This is a genomic window from Streptomyces sp. NPDC007907 (assembly GCF_042959365.1).
GTDB classification, from domain to species: Bacteria; Actinomycetota; Actinomycetes; order Streptomycetales; family Streptomycetaceae; genus Streptomyces; species Streptomyces indiaensis.
The window spans coordinates 1,275,964-1,300,207 of sequence record NZ_JBIBKR010000001.1 but is presented as its reverse complement, the minus strand read 5'-3'; the positions used below and the strand labels follow the sequence as shown (position 1 = coordinate 1,300,207).

Sequence of the window (24,244 nt, the reverse complement as noted above, 5' to 3'; positions counted from 1 at the left end):
GTTGATAGGCCGGATATGGAAGCACGGTAACGTGTGGAGTTGACCGGTACTAATAGGCCGAGGGCTTGTCCTCAGTTGCTCGCGTCCACTGTGTTGGTTCTGAAACCACGAACGGCCCCACGCTGCCACGCGTGGTGCGGCTGAACAGTTTCATAGTGTTTCGGTGGTTATAGCGTAGGGGAAACGCCCGGTTACATTCCGAACCCGGAAGCTAAGCCTTACAGCGCCGATGGTACTGCAGGGGGGACCCTGTGGGAGAGTAGGACGCCGCCGAACAATTTTTGGGAAAACCCCGCATCTTCGGATGCGGGGTTTTCTGCGTTTAGGCTCGACCCATGCGCCACGACCTCGTGATCTTCGACAATGACGGTGTACTCGTCGACAGTGAGCCCATCTCCAACCGGTTGCTCGCGGCATACCTGACCGAGCTGGGTCACCCCACCACCTATGAGGAGTCCATTCGGGACTACATGGGATCCGCGATGCACCGCATTCATGAACTGGTCCTGGAGCGGTCCGGGCAACGGCTGCCGGATAACTTCGACGACGTCTTCCACGCACGGGTCTTCGCCGCGTTCGAGCTGGAACTGGTGGCCGTCACCGGGGCCTCCCAGGTGCTGGAGAAGCTCGCCGCGGACGGAGTGCCGTACTGCGTGGCGTCCTCGGGGAGTCATGAGCGGATCCGTGTGGCGCATCGGGCGACCGGACTCGAGCGCTGGTTCGACGAGGAGCGGATCTTCAGCTCGCAGGACGTCGGGCGGGGGAAGCCGGCCCCCGATCTCTTCCTCTACGCGGCCGAGCGGATGGGCGTCGCGCCGGAGCGGTGCGTCGTCGTCGAGGACAGCCCGCTGGGCGTGCGGGCGGCCCTCGCGGCCGGCATGGACGTCTACGGCTTCACGGCGATGACGACGGCGGAGAAGCTCGCCGGGGCGCGCCGGCTGTTCTCCGACATGGGGGAGCTGCCCGACCTGCTGCTGTGAGCCCGGACCCGGAACTCCGCAGAAGATGAACCGAATTCATCTTTGGCTGGATCTACCCACGGGTAGGCCGGGGCCCTACGCTCGCCGCCATGACTGATGTGCTGCGGCGCGGCAGGGCTTCGTTGACTGGCGGTTTCCTGGTGCAGGGCGTCGCCTTCGCCCTGCTCGTGACGAGGATCCCGGCCATCCAGGACCGCTACGGCGTTTCCGACGCGCTGTTGCCCGCCTTCCTGGCCGCCGTGCCGATCCTCGCCGGGGTCGGGAGCGTGACCACCGAGCGGCTGGTGAAGCGGGTGCGGCCGAGCCGGCTGCTGCGCTGGTCCCAGCCCGTGGTGCTGCTGTCACTGCTCGGCGTCGGCGCCGGGGACCGGATGGTCGAGCTGGCGGTGTCGCTCGCGGCGTTCGGGCTGGCCGTCGGGGTGCTGGACGCCTCGATGAACATGCTCGGGGTGAGCCTGCAGCGGTCGTACGGGCGCAGCATCATGCTCAGTTTCCACGCGGCGTACAGCCTGGGCGGGATCGTCGGGGCGTCGCTGGCGTGGGCGGGGGCGCATTGGCATCTGGCGTTGTGGGTGTCGTATCTGCCGGTCGTACTGGTGCTGTTGCCCGCGGTGCTGGTGGGGAGCCGGTGGTACGTCGATGACGACCGGGGTGCGGTGACGGTCGTGGCGGAGCAGGCCGGTGAGGGGCAGACGCTCGTCTTCAAGCTGCTGCTGCCGCTGTGTCTGGTGATGACGGTCGCGTACATCGGGGACTCGACGGTCTCCAACTGGAGTGCCAAGTATCTGCAGGACGTGCTGGGGAGCTCGGAGCAGATGGCGACCGTGCCGTACAACGTGTACATGGTCACCACGCTGCTGGGGCGGGCGATCGGGGACCTCGGGGTGCGGCGGTTCGGGGCGGTCGCGGTGGTGCGGGGCGGTGCGCTGGTCGCGGCGGGCGGGTTCGCCGTGGTGGCGGCGGCGCCCGGGGCCTGGGTCGGGATGCTGGGGTTCACCCTGTTGGGGCTGGGGTTGTGCGTGCTGGTGCCGCAGACGTTCGCGGCGGCCGGGAGACTGTTCCCGGGGGCTTCGGACGCGGCCGTGGCGCGGCTCAACGTCTTCAACTACGTGGGGTTCTTGATCGGTTCGCCGTTGGTCGGGGCACTCGGGGATCTGTGGAGCTATCGCGGGGCGATGCTGGTGCCGATGGTGTTGGTGCTGGTGACACTGGTGTACGCCCGGTCGTTCGCGGCTCAACCGGACCGATACGGTGGCGGGCATGAGCGGCCGCGCACAGCTGATGTGGGACGAGGCAGTAACGGGCTATGACTTCGGTCCGGGGCATCCGATGGACCCCGTCCGGCTCGCCCTGACCCGGAGACTGGTCGCCGCCTTCGGGCTGGACCGTGAGGTGGATGTGGTCGCCGCGAAGGCGGCCGGGGAGTCGACGCTGCGGCTCGTCCACCGGCAGGACTACATCGGGGCGGTGAAGGCCGCCTCGGCGGATCCGGCGGCGGCGGATCAGTCGTACGGGCTGGGGACGATGGACGATCCGGCGTTCGCGGGGATGCACGAGGTGTCGTCGTTGATCGCCGGGCAGTCGGTGGGGGCGGCGGAGGCGGTGTGGCGGGGTGAGGCGCTGCACGCGGTGAACTTCGCGGGCGGGCTGCACCACGCGATGCCGGGCGGTGCGTCCGGGTTCTGCATCTACAACGACGCCTCGCTGGCGATCGCGCGGTTGCTGGAGCTCGGGGCGGAGCGGGTCGCGTACGTCGACGTCGACGTGCACCACGGGGACGGGGTCCAGGCGGCGTTCTGGGAGGACCCGCGGGTGCTGACGATCTCGCTGCACGAGCATCCCCGGACGCTGTTCCCGCAGACCGGATGGCCGGAGGAGACCGGGGCGGACTCCGCGGAGGGCTCCGCGGTGAACGTGGCGCTGCCGGCCGGGACCGGGGACGCCGGGTGGCTGCGGGCGTTCCACGCGATCGTGCCGGAGCTGATCGCCGACTTCCGGCCGCAGGTGCTGGTGACGCAGCACGGGGCCGACACGCACTTCGAGGACCCGCTGGCGCACCTGGCGGTGTCGCTGGACGCGCAGCGGGCGGTGCAGGTGGCCTGTCACGACCTGGCGCACGAGTACGCCGACGGGCGGTGGGTGGCGCTGGGCGGGGGCGGCTACGCGGTCGTGGACGTCGTGCCGCGGTCCTGGACGCATCTGGTCGCGATCGCGGCGGGCCGGGCCGTGGAGCCCGAGGCGACGATCCCCGAAGGCTGGCGGCAGGAAGTGTTCGCCAAGACGCGGCAGTTGGCCCCGGCGCGGATGACGGACGGGCGCTGGCCCGTCTCCTGGTCCGCCTGGGAACAGGGCTACGACCCGGCGGACCGGCTGGACCAGGCGGTCCTGGCGGCCCGACGGGCGGTGTTCCCCCTGCGGGGTCTGCTGGCGTGACGGGCTGACGCCGGGGCGGGCTGTGCAGGACTCGCGTACGGTCGGCCCACAGAGGCGGGGAGAGCCGCACCTGAGCCGCGAGTGGCGCCGCACCACTGCCGCGCCCCGCACCTCTGCCGCGCCGAGGCTCCCGGACGCCGTATCTCAGCCGCGAGCGACGCCTCCGCGCCGCCGCATCTCTCCCACCGCCGACGCTCCCGCGCCCCGCCCCTCTGCCGCACCGACGCTCCCGTGCCCCGCATCTCAGCCGCGAGCGATGCCTCCGGGCCGCTGCATCTCTGCGAGCGACGCCTCCGGGCCGCTGCATCTCTGCTGCTGCCGCCGCCGACGCTCCCGCGCCGCCGTACCTCTGTCGCGAGCGACGCTCGCCGACCGTGGGCCGACCGTGCGGTGTTCGGCGGTTCTCGGGACACGCCGCGTTCCGGTCGCGCACGATCTGTCTGTGCTGACCACCGAAGCCCTGCGTGCGCATCTGGTGGGCGCGCGGCTTGCCGGGACCGTGGCCACCTCGCGGGAGCAGAGCCTGCGCAGTTACCGGCTCTTCGCCGCCCGGGACCCCCGGGTGCTGCTCGGGATCGATCCCGAAGGTGCCTGGCGGCAGCGCGAGTTGATCGAGCTGATGGCGGACCGGTGTGGCGTTTCGGCCGATTCCCGGCGAGTTTCCGGCCATGATGTGATCGACCCGGAGCGGACCCTGGCAGCGCTGGACGCCTTCGCGGAACGTCTCGCCGGGGCCGCCCGACGGGGTGCTCCCGTGCTTCTCGGCACCGGGCACCCGCACCGCCTGCTCGGTTTCTACGGCGCTCTGGCAGACGCGCTGTCGGCGTCTGGATGTGCCGTCCTCACCCCCGCGCAGGGTCGCCGTGTCGACATAACGACCCGGTTCGGCCTACGTACGTACAACCTCGACTACGTACGAGGAGTCGCGCTGGTGCGGACCCTGAATCCCGAACGCCCCGGTTGTGAGCCCGGCGCACATACGCACTCACCTCTCCCGGTTCGTACCGTGCTGGCCGCTTGTGCGGAGGCCGGCGGGCCCCTGCCCGAGCTGGTGATCGGGGATCATGGATGGGTCTGCGGTGCAGGTCAGTTGGGGTTCGAGGCCATCGGGCCGGCCGATACGGACGACCCGGCGCTGTTCGTGGGGGAGGCCGAGGGGTCCGTCTCGGTCGTCGTTCCACTTGATGACGGCGTGCGGTCCGATTACTACCTGCCGCTTACCCGCTACGTACTCAATCGGGCGTGTCTGTCACAGTAGGCCGCCGATGGGTGCACCTCTTCCCCACTCGCATCACTGGCCCCTACATTGGGGAGTGAGCACGCAGCGACGAAGAGTCACCGGAAGGGGAAGCCGGTGGCCGTCGAGTGCGGAAGGTTCAGGTGTGTCATGGCTGCAGCTGGCGAGAGGCCTCTGAACGAGGTTCAGTTCCTTACCGTGGCGGAAGTCGCCTCGGTGATGCGAGTGTCGAAGATGACCGTGTACCGGCTGGTGCACAGCGGTCATCTGCCCGCGATCCGTGTGGGGCGGTCCTTCCGCGTCCCGGAGCAAGCGGTTCACGAGTACCTCCGCGAGAGTTACGTGGGGGTGGAAACCGCCTGACGGCAGGGCCGGGGCGATCCCCACAGGGCACTTCGGGATCCCTCCGGCCTCCTCGATTACGACCTCAGCGCTCGGACGGGTAGGCTGGCCCCTCGTAGGTCGTATGGGCCCATGGCGCCCAAACACCGAGTGATGAGAAGTGAGCGAGGGTAGTCGTGGGCTCTGTTATCAAAAAGCGGCGCAAGCGGATGGCAAAGAAGAAGCACCGCAAGCTGCTCAAGCGCACGCGCGTCCAGCGTCGCAACAAGAAGTAAGTTCGCGACGCGCACGCCGCGAGAGCGTTGCTGTGGCCCCCCACCGAACGGTGGGGGGCCACACGCATGTCGGCGTCGGGCCGCCGTGGTGCCGGCGCCGGCTCCTGCGTCCGGCTGCTTCGGTCACTTCGCGCATCGGGCGGTCATCACAGAGCAACAACAAACCGCTAAGTTGGCCCCACGGGGGAACGCGGCCGGGGGCAAGAGGTTCTGGAAGGAAGGCGCTGATCTTGGGCAAGGTCGTGCTCGTGACCGGAGTGGCCCGCCAGCTGGGGGGCCGGTTCGTCCGGCGGATCCAGCGGGACCCCGACGTGGACCGGGTCGTCGCCGTGGACGCGGTGCCGCCCGAGCACCATCTGGGCGGTGCGGACTTCGTCCAGGCCGACATCCGGCAGCCCGGCATCGCGCGGGTGCTCGCCGAGACGGGCGCCGACACGATCGTCCACCTCGACGTGACGGGCACACCGCTGGGCAGCGGCAACCGGGCCTCCCTGAAGGAGACCAACGTCATCGGCACCATGCAGCTGCTCGGTGCCTGCCAGAAGTCCCCGTCCGTGCAGCGGCTGGTGGTGAAGTCCAGCACGAACGTCTACGGCTCCGCGCCCCGCGACCCCGCCGTGTTCACCGAGACCACCCCGCCCAAGTCCCTGCCCAGCGGCGGCTTCGCCAAGGACACCGTCGAGGTCGAGGGTTACGTCCGCGGCTTCGCCCGCCGCCGGCCCGATGTGGCCGTGTGCGTGCTGCGGTTCGCCAACATCCTGGGCCCGACCGCGGACACCCCGCTCGCCTCGTACTTCGCGCTGCCCGTCCTGCCGACCGTGTTCGGCTACGACCCGAGGCTGCAGTTCGTGCACGAGGACGACGTGATCGAGGTGCTGCGGCTCGGCTCGCACGAACCCCGGCGGGGCACCCTCAACAGCGGCACCTTCAACATCGCCGGCGACGGTGTGCTGCTGCTCTCCCAGTGCTCCCGGCGCCTCGGCCGCCCCACCGTGCCCCTGCTGCTCCCGGCCGTCACCTGGGCGGGCTCGCTGGTGCGTACGCTGGGGATGACGGATTTCTCGCCCGAGCAGATCCGGCTGCTCACGCACGGCCGGGTGGTCGCCACGGGCCAGATGCGCGAGACGCTGGGATTCCAGCCCAAGTACACGACCGCGGAGACGTTCGCGGACTTCGCCCGCAGCCAGGGCCCCGGACTCCTTCCGCCGGAGGCCCTCGCGGGGGCCGTCGACCGGATCGCCGGCCTGCCCCTCGCGGGCGGCGGACACTCCCCGACGCAGAGCGCCAACTGAGGAGCGCATCAACGATGGCGGACGCCAAGGTCATTCCGTTCGACGACGACCGGTCCCGGGGGAGCGCGGCGCAGCGTCCCCAGCGGCGCCGGGGCGCCGGGAACCGCCGCCCGGGCACGGAGTCCGTGCCGGTGCGTGAGGTGCAGCCCCTGCCCACCAGGGCCGTTGTGCAGGAAGATGTTCCCGTGACTTCCGATGAACAGCCGCCAGAGCCTTCCGAGGACGGCGGGGGCGGGCTGGAACGGCGGATCGCGGGCGGCCTGGCGTTCCTGCGCCGCCGCCTCACCGGGGACTACGAGGTCGACGACTTCGGCTACGACGAGGAACTCACCGACCAGGTCCTGATGTCGCTGCTGCGCCCGTTGTACGACACGTACTTCCGGGTCGAGGTGAAGGGCATCGAGAACATCCCGTCCGAGGGCGGCGCCCTGATCGTCGCCAACCACTCCGGCACGCTGCCGATGGACGGCCTGATGATGCAGGTCGCCGTGCACGACAACCACCCGGCGGGCCGGCATCTGCGACTCCTCGCCGCGGACCTGGTGTTCATGCTTCCGGTCGTCAACGAGCTGGCCCGCAAGCTGGGCCACACCCTGGCGTGCGCGGAGGACGCGTCCCGGCTGCTGGAGCAGGGCGAGCTGGTCGGGGTGATGCCGGAGGGCTTCAAGGGCCTCGGCAAACCCTTCGCGGACCGCTACAAGCTGCAGCGCTTCGGCCGTGGCGGTTTCGTCTCGACGGCGCTGCGCGCGGGGACGCCGATCGTGCCCTGCTCGATCGTCGGGGCGGAGGAGATCTACCCGATGATCGGCAACGCCAAGACGGTCGCGCGGCTGCTGGGCTTCCCGTACTTCCCGATCACGCCGACGTTCCCCTGGCTCGGGCCGCTCGGGGCGATTCCGCTGCCGACCAAGTGGACGATCCAGTTCGGCGAGCCGATCCCCACGGACGGCTATCCGCCGGAGGCGGCGGAGGACCCGATGCTGATGTTCAACCTGACCGACCAGGTCAGGGAGCAGATCCAGCACACGCTGTACAAGCTGCTGGTGCAGCGGCGGTCGGTGTTCTTCTGAGTCTGTGCGGGTGTACGACTTCGGGGCGCCCCTTGCTGAAGGGGCGCCCCGAAGTCGTCTTATGGTCCGCGTCCTCTAGCCCGCGTCTTCGCTGTCGATGCCCAGGCCGGGCAGCAGGCCGGGCAGGAGGGGCGGGAGCGTCACATCCGGCTCGGGGACGGGTGTGTTGCCCTCCGCGGACGGGGAGGTGCTGGCCTCGCTGTCCTTCGGCGGGTCGAGCAGGCCGCCGGTGTTGCCGCCGAGCAGGCCGTCGCTGTCGCTGCCGGACCCGGCCGAGCGGCTGGGGCTGCCGCTGCCGGTGCTGTGCTCGTCGCTGTGCCTGCCGGCGCTGTCGCTGGGGTGGGTCGAGCGGCCGGTGCCCGAGGAACCGCTGGGAGCGGACTCGGAGGCGCCCTGCCGCTTGCCGTCGCCGCCGCCGGTGGCCGGGGGCTCGGGCAGCAGGGAACGCAGCGGGGCGACGTCCTCCTCTATGGCGTCGAAGACGGACGACACCTCGCGGCTGACGTCTCCGAGCTGGACGGGCAGTCGGTCGCGCAGTTCGCTCCAGGCCTCGCGGTGGGAGCTGGAGAACGCGGACAGGGCCTGGAGGGGCCCGAGTGAGTCCGGGTCGCGCTCGTAGGCCTCGCTGAGCAGCCGGTGGCCCTCCGAGGCGTCGTGCCGCATCCCGGACAGGGCGCGGCGGATCTCGCCGAGGGACTCGTGGTCCAAGGGGCCGCTGCGGCCGCGCTCCATGAGCCGGCGGGCTTCGCTGAGCCGGGTGGAGGCGTGGTCGAGATAGACCCGGCCGCGCTCGTCCGCCCCGTCGGCGAGGCCGAGCTTGACGTCCTCGATGCCGCGCTTGAGGCCGTAGAGCGAGTCGCCGGGCAGGGCGTCCGAGCTGGCGGCGGAGACTCCGCCGAAGGCGCTGGCGGCCACCCCGACGCTGAGCCCGCCCGCGGTGAGGCCCTTGGCGAGCCGGGAACGCGGCCGGAACTTCTTCAGTGCCTGCGCGCGGTGCGCTCCGCGGGCCCGGGAACGATGCTCGGGGACCGCGCCGTCCCTCGCCCCGCCGCCCGCGGTGCCCTCCTGCAGCATGGCCTCGAACGCGGCCACCAGCTGGGCCCGCTGGACGACCTTGACCTCCGGGTCGAGCTCCGGCTTGGGCAACGCGCCGAGCCCCGAGGCGAGCGCCAGATGGCGGGCCTGTTCGCTCGATTCCGCGATGGCCGGGGCCGGGGCCGATCCTTCGGGCTGCTCGGCCGCCGTGCCCTGCTCGGACTGCTCCTCCAGGGCCTGGGCGAAGGCGTTCGCCCGCCGGTGCGCCGATACGTTCGCGATCACTGGCGGCACCTCCTCTCGTCATGACGGTCGACTCCCCAGGGGGTCCTGAGGGTTGCACACCCTGACCACGACCGCACGATCGAGTGACCGGAGCCGACCAGGGGGTGACCACAGGGAGCCTGCATCCCGCACAACGAGCGGCGCGGCACTTGGGTTACGGACGTCGGCTGATCGGATGCCGAAGTCAACCGACTGTCACGGAACGTGAGTTGGGGGTCGCCGAGTGTGCCGGTCGGTCAGCGGGCGTCTTCCGGCAGGAGCCGCGCGAGGGTGCGGACGGCCCGGTACTGGAGCGTCTTGATGGCGCCCTCGTTCTTGCCCATCACCCGGGCGGTCTCGGCGACCGAGAGGCCCTGGAGGAAGCGGAGCGTCACGCACTCCTGCTGCTGGGGGTTGAGCCGCCGTACGGCGTCGAGCAGGGCGGCGTTGGAGAGGGACTCCAGGACGGAGTCCTCGGGGGAGCGCTCGACCTCGTTGGCGTCGAGCATCTCGCCGGTGGTGACCTCGAGGCGGAAGCGGCTGGACTTGAAGTGGTCCGCGACGAGGTTGCGGGCGATGGTCACGAGCCAGGCGCCGAAGTCACGGCCCTGCCAGGTGAAGGTGCCGATCCTTCTGAGCGCCCGCAGAAAGGTCTCGCTGGTGAGGTCCTCGGCGGTCGCCTTTCCCCCGACCCGGTAGTAGATGTACCGGTAGACGGTGTCGCTGTACTGGTCGTAGAGGCGGCCGAAGGCGTCGGACTCGCCGGCCTGGGCGCGCTCCACGAGGTCCATCATCCGGGCGCTGTCGCTGTCCGCGGCAGGCCGGCGTGGGGTGGCCGCGCCGGAGTGGCGCCCTCGCCTGCCGACCGCGGCGCTGCCGTCGGCCAGTGCGTAGCAAGGGCCTACGGGCGCGGCGGCGGCGAATGCGGGGACGGCGTACGCGGTGGGGACGAAGCCGCGCAACAGGTCGTGGACCGTTGCGCGCAGCGTAGCCAGGCCCGAGGCGTCAACCCCGACGTGTGGGTACACGGGACTCCCAGAGGCAGAGCTTCCATCACGTGCAGTGCGGGACCTTTCACTCGTCGTAGCGACGGAGAGGTACCGGTTTGCGTCTGAGGAGAATAACGCTTCGTGCAGGCCCTGCTACACCGAGTTGCTCAAATCATCGATTACGTCGCTTCCGTAACCGATTGACACCGGATCAAGTGCCGCAGGGTGACCGGTTGTTGATCGGAATCCTTCGGATAGGGGCTGAGTCCAGGGCGTGTTGTGGCCGTGTGCAGCCAAGAGGACTGGACACGAGGTTGTGGGGGTACGCCTGTTGGATTTACGGCGACTGTCAGGCCGCAAACATCGCTGTCCCGGTTTGATCGGACCGTCAGCGGCGGCGGCGGTGCAGGGCGATTGCGGCCGCCGTGCCGCCCGCGACCGCGCCGACGCCCGCCGCGGCCGGGATGCCGACCTTGGCCGCCTTGCGGCCCGTGCGGTAGTCGCGCAGGCGCCAGTCCAGCTCCCGGGCGTGCCTGCGCAGCTTGCTGTCCGGGTTGATGGCGTAGGGGTGGCCGACCAGCGAGAGCATCGGGATGTCGTTGTGCGAGTCGCTGTAGGCGGCGCAGCGGCCGAGGTCCAGACCCTCGGCGGCGGCCAGGGCCCGTACGGCCTCGGCCTTGGCCGGGCCGTGCAGGGGTTCGCCGACGAGTTTGCCGGTGTAGACGCCGTCGACGGACTCGGCGACCGTGCCGAGGGCGCCGGTCAGGCCGAGGCGGCGGGCGATGACCGTGGCGATCTCGACGGGGGCGGCCGTCACCAGCCACACCTTCTGGCCGGCGTCCAGGTGGGCCTGGGCGAGGGCGCGGGTGCCGGGCCAGATGCGCTCGGCCATGTACTCGTCGTAGATCTCCTCGCCGATCGACTGCAGTTCGGCGACGCGGTGGCCCTGGACGATCGACAGGGCCGAGTCGCGGGCCTCCTGCATGTGCTCGGGGTCCTCGACCCCGGCGAGCCGGAACCACGCCTGCTGCCAGGCGAACTTCGCCAGCTCGCGCGTCTCGAAGAACTTCCGCTTGTACAGGCCCCGTCCGAAGTGGAAGATGGCCGCGCCCTGCATGACCGTGTTGTCCAGGTCGAAGAACGCGGCGGCCCGGTCGTCGCCGTGGACCGGGAACTGCGCTTCCTCGGTCGTGCCGGCGACTTCCTGGGTGGACTTGCGGGCTGCCTCCGCCGAGGCCTCGCCAGCCAAAACGCTCCGCGCCGTGGCGGAGCGCCTACGGGGAGTGAGCCATCCGAGAGCGGCCATGGCGTGAGCATAGCCAGTTCGTTCGGGGGTTCCGGAGCCGAGAGGTTGGGGGCGTGTGAACTCTCGGCAAGCATGTCGTCAAAAGACCCCCCGTGGGACGGAGGCGGCCGGCGCGTCGGCCGGGGGCTTCTCGGCGTGTTCCGCTTGTCCGCGGGCGCGCGACAATGGCCGACATGAGTCCCCTCTTCCGTCGCAGGCCCTCCGGTGACCGGCTCGTCACGCTGATCCGCAAGCCCGGCTGTCATCTGTGTGATGACGCACAGGCCGTTGTGGAGAAGGTGTGCGGTGATCTGGGAGTCGCCTGGGAGCAGAAGGACATCACCGAGGATCGGGAACTGCACGACCAGTACTGGGAGCAGATCCCGGTCGTGCTGGTGGACGGCAGGCAGCACACGTTCTGGCGCGTGAACGAGGACCGCCTGCGCAAGGCGCTGACCGACTGATCCCGCCCGGTCAGCGACTGACCGATCAGTCCAAAAGAGGCCGCCGGGTCGCTTAGGATCGATGGTGGCTTGGTCTCGGGGGCGGGATTCACTGAGGAGAGTGTGCGGTTTTGCCCCCAGAAGACAAGGAGCGGTGGTGCTCCGGCACTGGTTCCCTGCGTGTGCGCCGGGGGCGCGTGACCCCGGTCACGTTGGCCGGGCAAATCGGACACCATCTTTGTGCACGCGTTCACAAAGACATAGCCTGCATTCGACGGGGCGGTCATGTAGGGACGTATGACCGCCTACAGCCCCGCTCTACCCGCAGGAGCACCGTGGCAACTGGCCGAACTCACCGACCGGCGACCCGCAGCCGAGGGATTCCCGAGGCCACCGTCGCCCGGCTTCCGCTGTACCTCCGCGCTCTGACCGCGCTGTCGGAGCGCTCCGTCCCCACGGTCTCCTCCGAGGAGCTCGCGGCCGCGGCGGGGGTCAACTCCGCGAAGCTGCGCAAGGACTTCTCCTACCTCGGCTCCTACGGGACCAGGGGTGTCGGCTACGACGTCGAGTATCTCGTGTACCAGATCTCCCGCGAACTGGGGCTCACCCAGGACTGGCCGGTTGTGATCGTCGGCATCGGCAACCTCGGCGCCGCCCTCGCCAACTACGGCGGGTTCGCCTCCCGTGGCTTCCGGGTCGCCGCGCTGATCGACGCCGACCCGGCCATGGCCGGCAAGCCCGTCGCCGGGATCCCCGTGCAGCACTCCGACGACCTGGAGAAGATCATCCAGGACAACGGCGTGTCGATCGGTGTCATCGCCACCCCCGCCGGTGCCGCCCAGGCGGTCTGCGACCGGCTGGTGGCCGCCGGTGTCACCTCCATCCTGAACTTCGCGCCGACCGTGCTGTCCGTCCCGGACGGCGTCGACGTGCGCAAGGTCGACCTCTCCATCGAGCTGCAGATCCTCGCCTTCCACGAGCAGCGCAAGGCCGGGGAGGAGGCCGCCTCCTCCGACGGCGGCGTCCCGGCCGCCGCCACCCGCAGCGACTCCGCCGACCAGGGGCCCGACGGGGACATGCCCGCCGTGATGCCGGCATGAGCCTCCTCGTCGTCGGACTCAGCCACCGCAGCGCCCCGGTCAGCGTCCTGGAGCGGGCCGCGCTGACCACGGACGCGCAGGTCAAGCTGCTCCAGGACACGGTCGCCGCCGAACCGGCCTCCGAGGCCGCGGTGCTCGCCACCTGCAACCGCATCGAGCTGTACGCCGACGTGGACAAGTTCCACGCCGGTGTCGCCGAGCTGTCCACGCTGCTCGCCCAGCACAGCGGGGTCGGCCTGGAGGAGCTCACTCCCTATCTCTACGTGCACTACGAGGACCGGGCCGTCCACCATCTGTTCTCGGTGGCCTGCGGCCTGGACTCGATGGTCGTCGGCGAGGGGCAGATCCTCGGCCAGATCAAGGACTCCCTGGCCCGGGCGCAGGAGCTGCACTCCGCCGGCCGCCTCCTGAACGACCTGTTCCAGCAGGCCCTCAGGGTGGGCAAGCGCGCCCACTCCGAGACGGGCATCGACCGCGCCGGCCAGTCCCTGGTCACCTTCGGTCTGGAGCAGCTGGCCCGGGGCGGGAACATACAGCGGTGGGCCCGGGGCAAGAAGGCCCTGGTCATCGGGGCCGGGTCGATGTCCTCCCTGGCCGCGGCCACGCTCGCGCGGGCCGGGGTCGCCGAGGTCGTCGTCGCCAACCGGACCTTCGACCGGGCCGAGCGCCTGGCGCAGATCCTCATGGAGGGCGACGACACGGACGTGGCGGCCCGCGCGGTACCGATGGAGTCGGTGCCGGCCGAGCTGACACGTGCCGACGTCGCCGTCTCCTGCACCGGCGCGACGGGCCTGGTCCTGTCGGCCGAGTCGGTCGCCGAGGCGATCGAGGGCCGTACGCCCGCGCCCTCGGCCGTGCCCGGCGAGGACGGCCCGGGCGGCGCGTCCGGCCCGGGTGCGCAGCGCAGCGGTCCGTCGGGCACCAGCCTCGGCAGCGAGGACGGCTGTCCCCTGGACCTGTCCGCCGTGCAGGGCACCGCCGGATTCTCCGTGCTGGGCGAGGCCGCCGTGGCCGGGATGGCCGCCGCCGACCTGGAGCAGCACGCGGCGTGGGTGGACAACGGCACGGTGGGTGGCGATCGGCGCGCGGCGGGCGCTTCGGCCCGGCCGGGACAGACCGGCACGCTCGACCCGGCCGCGGACACCGACGCCATCGCCGCCCTCGCCGCGACCGCCGCCACCGTCGGCCGGATCCCCGAGCGGCGCCGGCCCGAGCCGGTCGAGGAGCCGCAGCGGCCCGAGCCCGTGCTCTTCCTGCTCGACCTCGCCATGCCGCGCGACATCGACGCGGCCGTGCACCGGCTGGGCGGGGTGCGGCTGGTGGACATCGAATCGCTGGCGGAGGCCTCCGCGGACGCTCCGATGGCTGCCGATGTGGACCAGGTCCGGCGTATCGTCTCCGACGAGGTCGCGGCCTTCGGGGCAGCACTGCGGGCCGCGCACATCACGCCGACCGTGGTCGCCCTGCGCACCATGGCCGCCGACGTCGTGGCCGGCGAGATCGCCCGGCTCGACGGGCGGCTGCCCGGACTCGACGACAAGCACCGAGCGGAGATCACCCAGACCGTGCGGCGCGTGGTCGACAAACTGCTCCACGCGCCGACCGTGCGGGTCAAGCAACTCGCGGCCGAACCCGGCGGCGCCGGGTACGCGGACGCGTTGCGGACCCTGTTCGACCTCGACCCCGAGACGGTGGCCGCCGTCTCCCGGGCCGAGGAAAGCACCACCCAGAGAGACCGAGGGCCGGCATGAACGACACGCGTGAGCCGCTGGGGCGCGTCGGCGCCGAGGGCACGAGCGCGCGGAGGCCCGAAGGGCTGAGCACGGTCGAATCCTCGGCACCGGCTGAGGCGCCCTTGCGGGGAGCGGATGCACAAGGGGTGCTGAGGCTCGGCACCAGGCGGAGCAAGCTCGCCATGGCCCAGTCCGGCCAGGTGGCGGAAGCCGTCAGCCGGGTGACCGGGCGGCCCGTCGAGCTCGTCGAGATCACCACGTACGGTGACGTCTCGCGTGAGCAGCTCGCCCAGATCGGCGGCACCGGCGTGTTCGTCAACGCGCTGCGCGACGCGCTGCTCGCGGGCGAGGTCGACTTCGCGGTGCACTCGCTGAAGGACCTGCCGACCACGCAGCCCGACGACCTGGTCGTGGCCGCCGTGCCGGTGCGCGAGGACCCGCGGGACGTGATCGTCGCCCGGAACGGCCTGAAGTTCACCGACCTGCCCTCCGGGGCACGCATCGGCACAGGTTCCCCGCGCCGCATGGCACAGCTCAACGCGTACGCCCGCAGCCACGGCCTGGACATAGCGACGGTCCCGATCCGCGGCAACGTCGACACCCGCATCGGGTTCGTGCGCAGCGGGGAGCTGGACGCCGTCGTGCTCGCCGCCGCCGGACTGAACCGGATCGGCCGCGGTGACGAGGTGACCGACTTCCTGTCGGTCGACACGGTTTTGCCCGCCCCCGGCCAGGGGGCCCTGGCGATCGAGTGCGCCGCGGTCAACGCGGACCTCGTCGCCGCGCTCGCCGAACTCGACGACCCGTTCACACGGATCGCCGTGACGGCCGAGCGATCACTGCTCGCCGCCCTGGAGGCCGGTTGCAGCGCCCCCGTGGGCGCGCTGGCCGACCTTCCCCCGCTCTCGGCACCGCTCGAGCGGGGGGACCGCCAGGCCGACATGCAGATTGTCAAGGAAATGCGCCTGCGCGCCGTCGTCGGGACCACCGACGGCACGCGCATGGTGCAGCTGTCCACCACCGGTCCCGTGCCCGAGACGCACGACGGGGCAACGGCGCTCGGTCGCGAACTCGCGGCCCAGATGCTCGCCCAGGGCGCGGCCGGTCTGATGGGGGAGCGAGCACATTGAGCCCCACCACCCTTTCCGCCGGTCCTGAACACGGGCACGTCACCTTCCTGGGTGCCGGACCCGGAGATCCGGGACTGCTGACTCTGCGCGCCGTGGAGGCGCTGGCGAACGCGGACGTCCTCGTCGCCGAGCACGAGGTGCTCGACGTCGTACGTCAGCACGCCAGGCAGGGCGTCTCCGAAGTGCACACGGATCCGGATCCTTCCCAGGACCCGGCGCCGGGCACAGGAACGCCCCAGCTGACGGTAGTTGACGGCACGTCAACCACCGCCGCAGTCCCCGCGGTGCGGGATGCCGCACATCTTGTCATGGAGGCCGCGCGGGGCGGCAGGCGGGTCGTGCGTGCCGTGTCCGGGGACCCGGGCCTCGACACGTACGCCGCCGAGGAGATGCTGGCGTGCGCCGCCGCCGGGGTGCCCTTCGAGGTCGTCCCCGGCATCGCGAGCGCCGTCGGTGTGCCCGCCTACGCCGGTGTGCCGCTGCGGGACGCGCAGGGCGCGGACGTGCGGTTCGTCGACGCGCGGACGGCGTCGGACCGGTGCTGGACGGAGGTCGGGGCGTCGGACGGCACGGTCGTCGTCTCCACGACGCTGGACTCCGTCGCGGCGGCGGCCGGCGAGCTCGTCTCCGCCGGGCGCAAGCCGGACACCCCGATGACGGTCACCGTCGCCGGTACGACCACCCGGCAGCGCACCTGGACCGCCACGCTCGGCACGATCGCGCAGACGCTGAAGCAGGCCAAGGTGCTGCCCTCGCCCGACGGCGGCCGGCCGGTCATAGCCGTGGTCGGGGATCGCTCCGCCGCCGCCCAGCGCGACCAGCTCGCGTGGTTCGAGTCCAAGCCGCTGTTCGGCTGGAAGGTGCTCGTGCCGCGCACGAAGGAGCAGGCGGCTTCGCTCTCCGACCAGCTGCGGTCGTACGGGGCCGTGCCGCACGAGGTGCCGACGATCGCCGTCGAGCCGCCGCGCACGCCCCAGCAGATGGAGCGCGCGGTCAAGGGGCTCGTCACGGGCCGCTACGAGTGGATCGCCTTCACCTCGGTGAACGCGGTCAAGGCCGTGCGGGAGAAGTTCGAGGAGTACGGGCTCGACGCGCGTGCCTTCGCGGGCATCAAGGTCGCGGCCGTCGGCGAGCAGACGGCGAAGGCGCTGATCGCGTTCGGCGTGAAGCCCGACCTGGTGCCGAGCGGTGAGCAGTCGGCCGCCGGTCTGCTGGAGGACTGGCCGCCCTACGACCCGGTCTTCGACCCGATCGACAGAGTGTTCCTGCCGCGGGCCGACATCGCCACGGAGACGCTGGTCGCCGGGCTGATCGAGCTCGGCTGGGAGGTCGACGACGTCACGGCCTACCGGACCGTGCGGGCCTCGCCGCCGCCGGCGGAGACCCGCGAGGCGATCAAGGGCGGCGGCTTCGACGCCGTTCTCTTCACCTCGTCGTCCACCGTGCGGAACCTGGTCGGCATCGCCGGCAAGCCGCACAACGTCACCGTGATCGCCTGTATCGGCCCGGCCACGGCGAAGACCGCCGAGGAGCACGGGCTGCGGGTGGACGTGATGGCTCCCGAGCCGTCCGTGCACAAGCTGGCGGAGGCCCTGGCCGACTTCGGCGCGAAGCGCCGGCTGGCGGCGCTGGAGGCCGGGGACCCGGTGACACGGCCGAGCGAGCGGCGGCCGGGGGCGCGGCGCAGGCGCTCGACGACGTGACCGAACCTCACTGGCTGCGGCTACGCGGGCGTCACCGCGTGGCCGTAGCGCAGGAGGTTGTCCGGGTCGTAGACGGACTTGTCGTGGCGTAGGCGGGCGTAGACCTCCGGGGTCCAGGCGCGGGCGCGGTCCTGTTCGTCGCCCGGCGTGCCGTGGATGTTGACCATGGTGCGGCCCGTTCCGTACGGAGCCATGGCCGTGTGGAGGCGGCGCGTGGCCTGTTCGACGGCCTCGGCCACGGGCGGGGCGGGCATGATGCCGACCGACTCCATGAAGTACCCGGCGTCCCGGGAGCAGACGGCGTCCTCGACGGCGGACGGGCGGGCCAGTGCGCCGCCCATGTGCCGCAGGGAGGCCGCGAGGAGCGGGTGCTCGGCGCCGGCTCCGGGGCCGACCTGCTCCAGGAACGCATCGAGGGCGTCGGGGGTCAGGTCGCGCAGCAGCATGCAGCACTCGCGGGCCGGGAGCGGGTCCTGGGGTTCCATGTGGATGCGGTCCAGGTCCGTGTAGGCCATGTCCCCGACCAGGTCCACGGCCACGGGGGCGGCTGCCCGCAGCGGTGCGATCAGGGCGTCGCCCTCGGCCGGGTCGCCCGGCCACGCGATCGCGACCCGGGCCCAGAAGCCGCCGCGCAGGGGCTCGGGGATCTGGGGGATCGGCGGCAGGCGCAGCACCGAGAACATGCTGCACATCTCGTCCGGGACCGTACCGGTCCAGTCCGTCCAGGTGCGCAGCAGGGTCTCCGTGTGCTCGGCGTGCCAGTGGAGGCCGCCGCCGTAGAGCCGGGGGACGGGGAGCAGCTCGGTGACGAGCGAGGTGACGATGCCGACGTTGCCCTTGCCGCCGCGCAGCGCCCAGAACAGCTCCGGTTCGGCTTGGGGGTCCGACTCGTGCAGGTGGCCGTCCGGGGTGACGACCTGGAAGGAGCGGACCAGGTCGGCGGCGTAGCCGTAGGCCCGGCCGAGGACCGGGAGTCCGCCGCCCAGGGTGTAGCCGACGACGCCGGCGTCCGTGGAGGTGCCGCACAGGCCTGCCAGGCCGTGGGGGGCGGCCGCGGCCATGACGTGGCTCCACTTGGCGCCGGCGGCGATCGTGGCGGTGCGGGTGGTGGGGTCGACGTCGACGTCCGTCATGCGGGACGTGTTGATCAGCAGGCCGTGCTCGATCGGGTAGTTGGCGCCGTGGCCGGTGGCCTGGACGGCGACGGGGGTACGGGTGGCGCGGGCCCAGCGCATGGCGGTGACGACGTCGTCGGGGCCGGTGGCGCCTATCGCCACGTCCGGGGTGTGCAGGGAGGCCAGGTTGAAGCCGGTGACTTCGTCGGGATAGGCGGGGTCGCCGGGGCGTAGGACCGGGCCGTGGATCTCCGAGAGGGCGAAGAGATCGGGGGTGTGGGGGTGGGCTGTCATCGGGTCCTCCGTGGGGGTGTACGGAGGGACAGCGGCGGTGTGGGGGCCGTCGGGGTCCTTTTGTTTTCAGGATGGACCGGGGTGGGTGGGGGCGCATGGTGTGGCTGCGGGCTGCTTGGTGCTCGGTTGGGAGCTGGGGGCGGGTCGGTCCGCAGCCCGGCGTAGCGGGGTGCCGATGCGCCCACCCGTGCCGCCCCTGGCGGCACGCATGCCCGCAGCGGGGGCGGCGGGGCGGCTGCGCGTGCGCGTGGCGGGCCGACAGGGCGTCGGTATCGGGGGGTTTGGGGCGGGCGTAGCGTGGGGGCATGACGACGTACGGATCATTTCCCGGTTCTCGGCCGCGGCGGTTGCGGAGCAACGCCGTGATGCGTCGGATGGTCGCCGAGACCCGGCTGCACCCCGCCGATCTCATTCTTCCGGCCTTCGTGCGCGAGGGCGTCAGCGAGCCCGTGCCGATCGCCGCCATGCCGGGGGTCGTGCAGCACACCCGGGACAGTCTGAAGAAGGCCGCCGCCGAGGCGGTCGCGGCGGGGATCTCCGGCATCATGCTGTTCGGTGTGCCGGAGGAGTCGAAGAAGGACCCGTTCGGCACGCCCGGGACCGACCCGGACGGGATCCTCCAGGTCGCCCTCCGCGACGTGCGCGCCGAGGTCGGGGACGACCTGCTCGTCATGTCCGACCTGTGCCTCGACGAGACCACCGACCACGGGCACTGCGGTGTCCTGGACGAGCAGGGGCGGGTCGACAACGACGCGACCCTGGAGCGGTACGCCGAGATGGCCCAGGTGCAGGCCGACGCCGGCGCCCATGTCGTCGGGCCCAGCGGGATGATGGACGGCCAGATCGGCGTCATCCGCGACGCCCTCGACCAGATCGGGCGGGAGGACGTCGCGATCCTCGCCTACACCGCCAAGTACGCCTCCGCCTTCTACGGGCCCTTCCGCGAGGCCGTCGGCTCGTCGCTGCAGGGGGACCGGAAGACGTACCAGCAGGACCCCGCGAACGCGCGGGAGTCGCTGCGGGAGCTCGCCCTCGACCTGGAGGAGGGCGCCGACATGGTGATGGTCAAGCCGGCCGGGCCCTACCTGGACATCCTCGCCCGGGTCGCGGACGCCGTGGACGTGCCGGTCGCCGCCTACCAGATCTCCGGCGAGTACTCGATGATCGAGGCCGCCGCCGAAAAGGGCTGGATCGACCGGGACCGGGCGATCATGGAGTCCCTGACGGGCATCCGCCGGGCCGGTGCGCGCAACATCCTCACCTACTGGGCCACCGAAGTGGCCCAGAAGCTCAAGGACCGGTAGGGCGGCGCTCAGTAGGACAGCGCGTCGTCCATGTCGCGCAGCCAGTAGGTGACCTTCAGGGTGCTGTCGTAGTACACGCCCTTGGCCGGCAGGGCCGGGATCGCCGAGGGGCCGCCGTCGCTGTCGGGCGTGTAACCCTGGAAGCCGACCGTGAGCTTGTGGCCGGTGGTGCCCCATTCGCCGCTGCCGTCGGCCGCCGACAGCGAGACGCCCGCGTAGCCGGACTCGCCGGGGGCCAGGGTCGTCACCGCCTGCGGCTGGGACTCCTTGATGGCCTGCGGGACCCACTGCATCTCGTCGAAGCGCAGCACCGGGTAGTAGGTGAGGTCGCACGTCTTCGAGCCGGTGTTCTTCACCGTGATCAGCATGTGGTTGAGGGGGCGGCGGACCGGCTGCGCGGTGACGGTGGTGTTGGAGCCGTTGCAGGGGACGCGGGCCGCGGCAGCGCCCTTCCCGCCCTTCGCCGCCGTCCCGCTCGTCGCGGCGGACTTCGAGGCCTGCCGGCTCTTGGTGGCCTGAGTCGCCTGCGGGTCCTTCGCGCCCTGCGTGTCCTTCGTGCCTTCCGGAGCCTGAGCGGTCCGCGTGGCCTGCTCGGCCGTGACGGTCGCCGAGGCCGGCTCGGAGCGGGCGGCGCCCTCGTCCTTCGTGCCCGTGCCGTCCTGGCACGCCGTCAGGGCGAGGGCGGCCAGGAGGGCGGCGGGGAGGGCGTGGTACGTGCGCATGTCTGTGTTTCCTTTCGGACAAAGGCGGTGGGCAAGCAGGCCCGGGTGCGCCGCGCCGTCGGTGGTCCCGGCAGCGGCGTGCTTGGATGACCAGAGCTTGTGCGGTGATCCGTCCCGGCTGCCAGACCCGGCGGCCCATCAGGGACGTTGGAACGCCCGCACATGCTCTGACCAGGGAGAACGACCATTCCCTGGAACGGGGGAACGGGACACGGGGCATGGAGGAACGGTGTCGGAGGGGACGACCACGGCGGAATTCGCCGCGCTGTTGGGGGAGTTGAAGGAGCGCTCCGGGCTGAGCTACGGGGTGCTCGCCAAGCGGCTCCACATGAGTACGTCGACGCTGCACCGGTACTGCAACGGCGATGCCGTGCCGACCGATTACGCGCCGGTGGAGCGGCTCGCCAGGCTGTGCAAGGCCTCGCCGGGGGAGCTCGTCGAGCTGCACCGGCGGTGGGTCCTGGCGGACGCCGCGCGGGCACGCAAGGGGAGCGGCGCCACGGGCAGTGGCGGCAAGGGGAGCAGTAGCGAGGAAAGCGGCGGCAAGGGGAGCAGCAGCGAGGAGAGCGGCGGCGATTCGGAGGCGGCCCTTGCCGGGGCCGGCGCCCCGGCATCGGGCGCAGTCGAGGCCGTGGACACCGACGCCCCCGCGCCGGAGCCCTCCGTACGTCGACGCCCCCGCCGCGCCCTCCTCGTCGGTGTCGCCGTAGCCGTGGCCCTCGGTGGGGTCGGTCTCGCCGTGGCCGTCCCACTGGACGGTTCGGACGACGAGGGGCGGCGCGCGACGGCGGTGGCCACCGGCGGTGGCGGCGGGCCGGAGGGGCACGGCCCGGCGGCCTCCGTCCGGCCGTCCGCCGGTTCGTCCTCCGCGGGCGGCGAGAACAAGGACCGGGAAGGGGAGAACAAGCACAAGGGCGAGGACGGAGGGAAGAAGGAGAAGCCGGGTGCCTCAGCACCCGCCGCCCCGGACTCCGCCGGCGGAGGTTCCGACCGCCGCGGCCGTGACACCGCCCCCGCCGCCGCTCCTCTCACCGTGACCACGGAACCGCACGCCTGGGAGAGCCCCTGCTCCCAGCGCTACCTGGTGAACCTGCCGCCCGGGCAGGTCCGCCCGCCGCCGGTCGAGACGGACGCGCCCGGCTGGGTGGCGGCCATGGGGGCCGTGCCGTCGGGGGAGCAGCTGCTGAAGCTGACGGTGCAGGGGAAGGGCGAGGAGACCGTGGTCGTCAAGGATCTGACGGTCCGGATGACCGGCAAGCGGGCGCCGCTCGCCTGGAACGACTACGCCATGGGGTATCCGGGCGTCGGCTGCGGCGGCGGTGTGCCGACCCGGTTCTTCACGGTCGCCCTCGACGCCACGCGCCCCGGGGTCGTGCCCGAGGCGGGCCACGCGGACTTCCCCTTCAAGGTGAGCGAGTCCGACCCGGAGGTGTACTACGTCCGGGCCGACGCCTCCGCGTACGACGTCAGCTGGTACCTGGAGCTCAAGTGGTCCAGCGGCGGCCGGACGGGCACGCTGACCGTGGACGACCACGGCCGGCCGTTCCGTACGAGCGGCAACAACGGGCGTCCGGCCTACGAGTTCCCGCTGGGCGGCGAGAAGTGGGTCGAGGAGGGGACCACGGAGTAGTCGGGCGGGTCGGCCTCAGTGGAACTCGTGGACCAGCTCGATCCTCCCGACGATGTGGGCGTTGAACTCGTCCAGTTCCTCGGCCGGGACCCACAGTTCCAGGATGGTGCGGCCACCTGCCTGCTGGACCGGGTAGCGGGTGAGGAAGGCGGTGTCGACCTCGAAGCGCGTGACGTGCCGGCACCGTCGTGCTTGACGTCCCAGTCCCGGGCGATCTTGATGGCGTAGTCCTCGTTGAGGACCGGGTAGAAGATCGGCTGCTCGGGGAGACGGGGCGGCCAGGCGCGCCCCTGCGGAGGAGGATCGACAGCAGCAAGGCGCACCCGGCGCGGGTCTGCCGGTGGGCAGCCCGGTGCCGATGTCGAGGAACTGCCGGATGCCGTGCTGCCCCACGAGCGTGGTCACCGCCCGCCGGAGGAAGTCGCGGTTGTGCCGGACGTCGAGGTACCCGCGCATCAATGTGTACGCGGCGATCGGCGCCAAGGCGTGAGCCACGGCCGCGCGGGTGACTGGCGGGGCGTCCGGATCCCGGAAACCTGCTTGTAGACGGCACGTACTTGCCTAGGCTGCGGGGCGTCAGGCGTCACCGCAGCCGAAGGAGCCGTGTCATGACCGTCGCCGAGCCCCTGCCCACCCACGCTCCCGTGCCGCCCCTGGCCGCGCGGGCGCAGGCCGTCGGCGGCTCTCCCGTACGCGACATCCTCGCCGTCACCGCCCGCCCCGAGGTGATCAACTTCGCGGGCGGGCTCCCGGCGCCGGAGCTGTTCGACGCCCAGGGCATCGCCGCCGCCTACGAAGCCGTGCTCGCCGAGGCGCCCGCGCGGGCCCTGCAGTACTCCACCACCGAGGGCGAACCCGCGCTGCGGGACGCGCTCGCCGCCCGCACCACCGCGCGCGGCCTGCCGACCGGCCCCGACGACCTGCTCGTCACCACCGGCTCCCAGCAGGCCCTCTCGCTCCTGGCCACCGCGCTCCTCGAACCCGGGGACACCGTCCTCGTGGAGAACCCCTGCTATCTGGCGGCCCTCCAGGCGTTCGGCTTCGCCGGGGCGCGGATCGTGGCCGTGCCCGGCGACGAGCACGGCCTCGACCCGGGCGCCCTGGAGGAACTCGTCGTACGCGAGCGGCCCAAGCTGCTCTACACCGTGCCCACCTTCCAGAACCCCACCGGCCGGACCCTGCCCGCAGCGCGCCGCGCCGCCGTGGCCGCCGTCGCCGCCCGGCGCGGACTGTGGATCGTCGAGGACGACCCCTACGGCGAACTGCGCTACGACGGCGAGCGCGTGCCGTGGATCGCCGCCCACCCGGGCGCCGAGGACCGGACCGTGCTGCTCGGCAGCTTCTCCAAGGTCATGGCGCCCGGGCTGCGGCTGGGCTGGCTGCGGGCGCCCCTGGAGCTGCGGCGCGCCTGTGCCGTCGCCAAGCAGGCCGCCGACCTGCACACCCCGACCGTCAACCAGCTCGCCGCGGCCCGGTACCTGGCCGACAACGACCTGGACGCCCATGTCGCCCGCGTCGCCGGCGTGTACCGCGAACGCCGCGACGCGATGCTCGCCGGACTGGCCGGGGCGCTGCCCGGCGGGTCGGTCTGGAACCGGCCCGAGGGCGGCATGTTCCTCTGGGCACGCCTGCCGGAGCCGTACGACACGACGGCCCTGCTGCCGCAGGTGGTCCGGCAGGACGTCGCCTACGTCCCCGGCGCGCCCTTCTACGCCGGCCCGCCCGACCGGACGACCCTGCGCCTGTGCTTCGTGACGCAGACACCGCAGGAGATCGGCGAGGGCCTGCGCCGACTGGGCAAGGGACTCGGCCCCGCAGGGAGCGCCACGTCCGCCGGCTGAAACCACCGAGGGCGGCACCCCCTGGGG

General features: G+C 71.8%; 21 protein-coding genes, 2 rRNA genes and 2 pseudogenes. 18 read left to right on the top strand and 7 right to left on the bottom strand.

Annotated elements, in window-relative coordinates; translation table 11 throughout:
* The 10 genes from ACFZDI_RS06025 to ACFZDI_RS05980 form a co-directional block, all read left to right on the top strand.
* Positions 1–73, top strand: a 23S ribosomal RNA gene (locus ACFZDI_RS06025); the annotation flags it as partial.
* An 86-nt stretch (positions 74–159) separates the two neighbouring features.
* Positions 160–276 (top strand): 5S ribosomal RNA (gene rrf, locus ACFZDI_RS06020).
* Positions 277–335: 59 nt separating this feature from the next.
* Positions 336–980, top strand: coding sequence for an HAD-IA family hydrolase (locus ACFZDI_RS06015; RefSeq protein WP_391247982.1), 645 nt, complete (start codon positions 336–338; stop codon positions 978–980).
* A gap of 89 nt (positions 981–1,069) precedes the next feature.
* Positions 1,070–2,290, top strand: a complete 1,221-nt coding sequence (locus ACFZDI_RS06010; RefSeq protein ID WP_391247980.1) for an MFS transporter — start codon at positions 1,070–1,072, stop codon at positions 2,288–2,290.
* Entirely contained in the window at positions 2,241–3,413 is a 1,173-nt protein-coding gene (locus ACFZDI_RS06005; protein ID WP_391247978.1) for an acetoin utilization protein AcuC, read from the top strand. The genes ACFZDI_RS06010 and ACFZDI_RS06005 overlap by 50 nt, the downstream gene beginning before the upstream one ends.
* Before the next feature lie 442 nt (positions 3,414–3,855).
* A complete protein-coding gene (locus ACFZDI_RS06000; protein WP_234850053.1) occupies positions 3,856–4,671 on the top strand; it encodes a phosphatase in 816 nt (271 codons plus the stop codon).
* Between the two features lie 129 nt (positions 4,672–4,800).
* On the top strand, positions 4,801–5,013 hold the full coding sequence (locus ACFZDI_RS05995) for a helix-turn-helix domain-containing protein (RefSeq protein ID WP_004984898.1): 213 nt from the start codon (positions 4,801–4,803) through the stop codon (positions 5,011–5,013).
* Positions 5,014–5,168: 155 nt separating this feature from the next.
* Positions 5,169–5,267 carry a 30S ribosomal protein bS22 gene (locus ACFZDI_RS05990; RefSeq protein WP_003948845.1) on the top strand — a complete coding sequence of 33 codons (99 nt, stop codon included), beginning with the start codon at positions 5,169–5,171 and terminating at the stop codon, positions 5,265–5,267.
* A 230-nt stretch (positions 5,268–5,497) separates the two neighbouring features.
* Positions 5,498–6,559 carry an NAD-dependent epimerase/dehydratase family protein gene (locus ACFZDI_RS05985; protein ID WP_234850054.1) on the top strand — a complete coding sequence of 354 codons (1,062 nt, stop codon included), beginning with the start codon at positions 5,498–5,500 and terminating at the stop codon, positions 6,557–6,559.
* 14 nt (positions 6,560–6,573) lie between these two features.
* Positions 6,574–7,629 carry a lysophospholipid acyltransferase family protein gene (locus ACFZDI_RS05980; RefSeq protein ID WP_234850055.1) on the top strand — a complete coding sequence of 352 codons (1,056 nt, stop codon included), beginning with the start codon at positions 6,574–6,576 and terminating at the stop codon, positions 7,627–7,629.
* Positions 7,630–7,704: 75 nt separating this feature from the next.
* On the opposite strand, the gene ACFZDI_RS05975 is transcribed toward ACFZDI_RS05980, so the two are convergent.
* From ACFZDI_RS05975 to ACFZDI_RS05965, 3 genes are all read right to left on the bottom strand, one after another.
* Positions 7,705–8,949, bottom strand: a complete 1,245-nt coding sequence (locus tag ACFZDI_RS05975; protein ID WP_391247975.1) for a DUF5667 domain-containing protein — start codon at positions 8,947–8,949, stop codon at positions 7,705–7,707.
* Between the two features lie 236 nt (positions 8,950–9,185).
* Positions 9,186–9,956: an ECF subfamily RNA polymerase sigma factor, BldN family gene (locus ACFZDI_RS05970; protein WP_234850057.1), complete on the bottom strand. Its 771-nt coding sequence runs from the start codon at positions 9,954–9,956 to the stop codon at positions 9,186–9,188.
* A gap of 349 nt (positions 9,957–10,305) precedes the next feature.
* Positions 10,306–11,223 carry an HAD-IB family hydrolase gene (locus ACFZDI_RS05965; RefSeq protein WP_391247973.1) on the bottom strand — a complete coding sequence of 306 codons (918 nt, stop codon included), beginning with the start codon at positions 11,221–11,223 and terminating at the stop codon, positions 10,306–10,308.
* Positions 11,224–11,387: 164 nt separating this feature from the next.
* Between ACFZDI_RS05965 and ACFZDI_RS05960 the strand changes: the two genes are divergently transcribed.
* The 5 genes from ACFZDI_RS05960 (at position 11,388) to ACFZDI_RS05940 (ending at position 17,311) form a co-directional block, all read left to right on the top strand.
* A complete protein-coding gene (locus ACFZDI_RS05960) occupies positions 11,388–11,666 on the top strand; it encodes a glutaredoxin family protein (protein ID WP_391247971.1) in 279 nt (92 codons plus the stop codon).
* A gap of 314 nt (positions 11,667–11,980) precedes the next feature.
* Positions 11,981–12,745: a redox-sensing transcriptional repressor Rex gene (locus ACFZDI_RS05955; RefSeq protein WP_391247969.1), complete on the top strand. Its 765-nt coding sequence runs from the start codon at positions 11,981–11,983 to the stop codon at positions 12,743–12,745.
* Positions 12,742–14,496 carry a glutamyl-tRNA reductase gene (locus ACFZDI_RS05950; protein WP_391247967.1) on the top strand — a complete coding sequence of 585 codons (1,755 nt, stop codon included), beginning with the start codon at positions 12,742–12,744 and terminating at the stop codon, positions 14,494–14,496. Before ACFZDI_RS05955 ends, ACFZDI_RS05950 begins: the two co-directional genes overlap by 4 nt.
* Before the next feature lie 164 nt (positions 14,497–14,660).
* Complete coding sequence (gene hemC, locus ACFZDI_RS05945) at positions 14,661–15,608, top strand: hydroxymethylbilane synthase (protein ID WP_234850062.1); 948 nt, start codon at positions 14,661–14,663, stop codon at positions 15,606–15,608.
* Positions 15,605–17,311: a bifunctional uroporphyrinogen-III C-methyltransferase/uroporphyrinogen-III synthase gene (locus ACFZDI_RS05940; protein WP_234850063.1), complete on the top strand. Its 1,707-nt coding sequence runs from the start codon at positions 15,605–15,607 to the stop codon at positions 17,309–17,311. Before hemC ends, ACFZDI_RS05940 begins: the two co-directional genes overlap by 4 nt.
* Before the next feature lie 20 nt (positions 17,312–17,331).
* Here ACFZDI_RS05940 and ACFZDI_RS05935 read toward each other — a convergent pair whose 3' ends face one another.
* On the bottom strand, positions 17,332–18,720 hold the full coding sequence (locus ACFZDI_RS05935; protein WP_391247965.1) for an FAD-binding protein: 1,389 nt from the start codon (positions 18,718–18,720) through the stop codon (positions 17,332–17,334).
* A 305-nt stretch (positions 18,721–19,025) separates the two neighbouring features.
* Between ACFZDI_RS05935 and hemB the strand changes: the two genes are divergently transcribed.
* A complete protein-coding gene (gene hemB, locus ACFZDI_RS05930; RefSeq protein WP_234846877.1) occupies positions 19,026–20,024 on the top strand; it encodes a porphobilinogen synthase in 999 nt (332 codons plus the stop codon).
* Positions 20,025–20,032: 8 nt separating this feature from the next.
* Here hemB and ACFZDI_RS05925 read toward each other — a convergent pair whose 3' ends face one another.
* Positions 20,033–20,746 (bottom strand): DUF4232 domain-containing protein, encoded by a 714-nt coding sequence (locus ACFZDI_RS05925; RefSeq protein ID WP_391247963.1) that lies wholly within the window; start codon positions 20,744–20,746, stop codon positions 20,033–20,035.
* Between the two features lie 229 nt (positions 20,747–20,975).
* Between ACFZDI_RS05925 and ACFZDI_RS05920 the strand changes: the two genes are divergently transcribed.
* Positions 20,976–22,376 (top strand): helix-turn-helix domain-containing protein, encoded by a 1,401-nt coding sequence (locus ACFZDI_RS05920; RefSeq protein WP_391247961.1) that lies wholly within the window; start codon positions 20,976–20,978, stop codon positions 22,374–22,376.
* Between the two features lie 15 nt (positions 22,377–22,391).
* Here the strand turns inward: ACFZDI_RS05920 and ACFZDI_RS05915 are convergent.
* Together ACFZDI_RS05915 and ACFZDI_RS05910 are read right to left on the bottom strand one after the other, a co-directional pair.
* Positions 22,392–22,663 (bottom strand): annotated as a pseudogene (locus tag ACFZDI_RS05915) (hypothetical protein); the annotation flags it as partial.
* Positions 22,664–22,715: 52 nt separating this feature from the next.
* Positions 22,716–22,898 (bottom strand): annotated as a pseudogene (locus ACFZDI_RS05910) (SAM-dependent methyltransferase); the annotation flags it as partial.
* Between the two features lie 86 nt (positions 22,899–22,984).
* Between ACFZDI_RS05910 and ACFZDI_RS05905 the strand changes: the two are divergent.
* The gene (locus tag ACFZDI_RS05905) at positions 22,985–24,217 is read left to right on the top strand and encodes an aminotransferase class I/II-fold pyridoxal phosphate-dependent enzyme (RefSeq protein WP_391247959.1); all 1,233 of its coding nucleotides are present in this window, start codon (positions 22,985–22,987) and stop codon (positions 24,215–24,217) included.
* Positions 24,218–24,244 lie beyond the last annotated feature (27 nt).

Bases quoted from the DNA above. Each gene is read 5' to 3' on its own strand.
- ACFZDI_RS05935 (WP_391247965.1), bottom strand. From the start codon at position 18,720: ATGACAGCCCACCCCCACACCCCCGATCTCTTCGCCCTCTCGGAGATC.
- ACFZDI_RS05905 (WP_391247959.1), top strand. From the start codon at position 22,985: ATGACCGTCGCCGAGCCCCTGCCCACCCACGCTCCCGTGCCGCCCCTG.
- ACFZDI_RS06005 (WP_391247978.1), top strand. From the start codon at position 2,241: ATGAGCGGCCGCGCACAGCTGATGTGGGACGAGGCAGTAACGGGCTAT.
- ACFZDI_RS05995 (WP_004984898.1), top strand. From the start codon at position 4,801: ATGGCTGCAGCTGGCGAGAGGCCTCTGAACGAGGTTCAGTTCCTTACC.
- ACFZDI_RS05925 (WP_391247963.1), bottom strand. From the start codon at position 20,746: ATGCGCACGTACCACGCCCTCCCCGCCGCCCTCCTGGCCGCCCTCGCC.
- hemB (WP_234846877.1), top strand. From the start codon at position 19,026: ATGACGACGTACGGATCATTTCCCGGTTCTCGGCCGCGGCGGTTGCGG.
- ACFZDI_RS06015 (WP_391247982.1), top strand. From the start codon at position 336: ATGCGCCACGACCTCGTGATCTTCGACAATGACGGTGTACTCGTCGAC.
- ACFZDI_RS05950 (WP_391247967.1), top strand. From the start codon at position 12,742: ATGAGCCTCCTCGTCGTCGGACTCAGCCACCGCAGCGCCCCGGTCAGC.
- ACFZDI_RS05965 (WP_391247973.1), bottom strand. From the start codon at position 11,223: ATGGCCGCTCTCGGATGGCTCACTCCCCGTAGGCGCTCCGCCACGGCG.
- ACFZDI_RS06010 (WP_391247980.1), top strand. From the start codon at position 1,070: ATGACTGATGTGCTGCGGCGCGGCAGGGCTTCGTTGACTGGCGGTTTC.
- hemC (WP_234850062.1), top strand. From the start codon at position 14,661: ATGGCCCAGTCCGGCCAGGTGGCGGAAGCCGTCAGCCGGGTGACCGGG.
- ACFZDI_RS05980 (WP_234850055.1), top strand. From the start codon at position 6,574: ATGGCGGACGCCAAGGTCATTCCGTTCGACGACGACCGGTCCCGGGGG.
- ACFZDI_RS05960 (WP_391247971.1), top strand. From the start codon at position 11,388: ATGGCCGACATGAGTCCCCTCTTCCGTCGCAGGCCCTCCGGTGACCGG.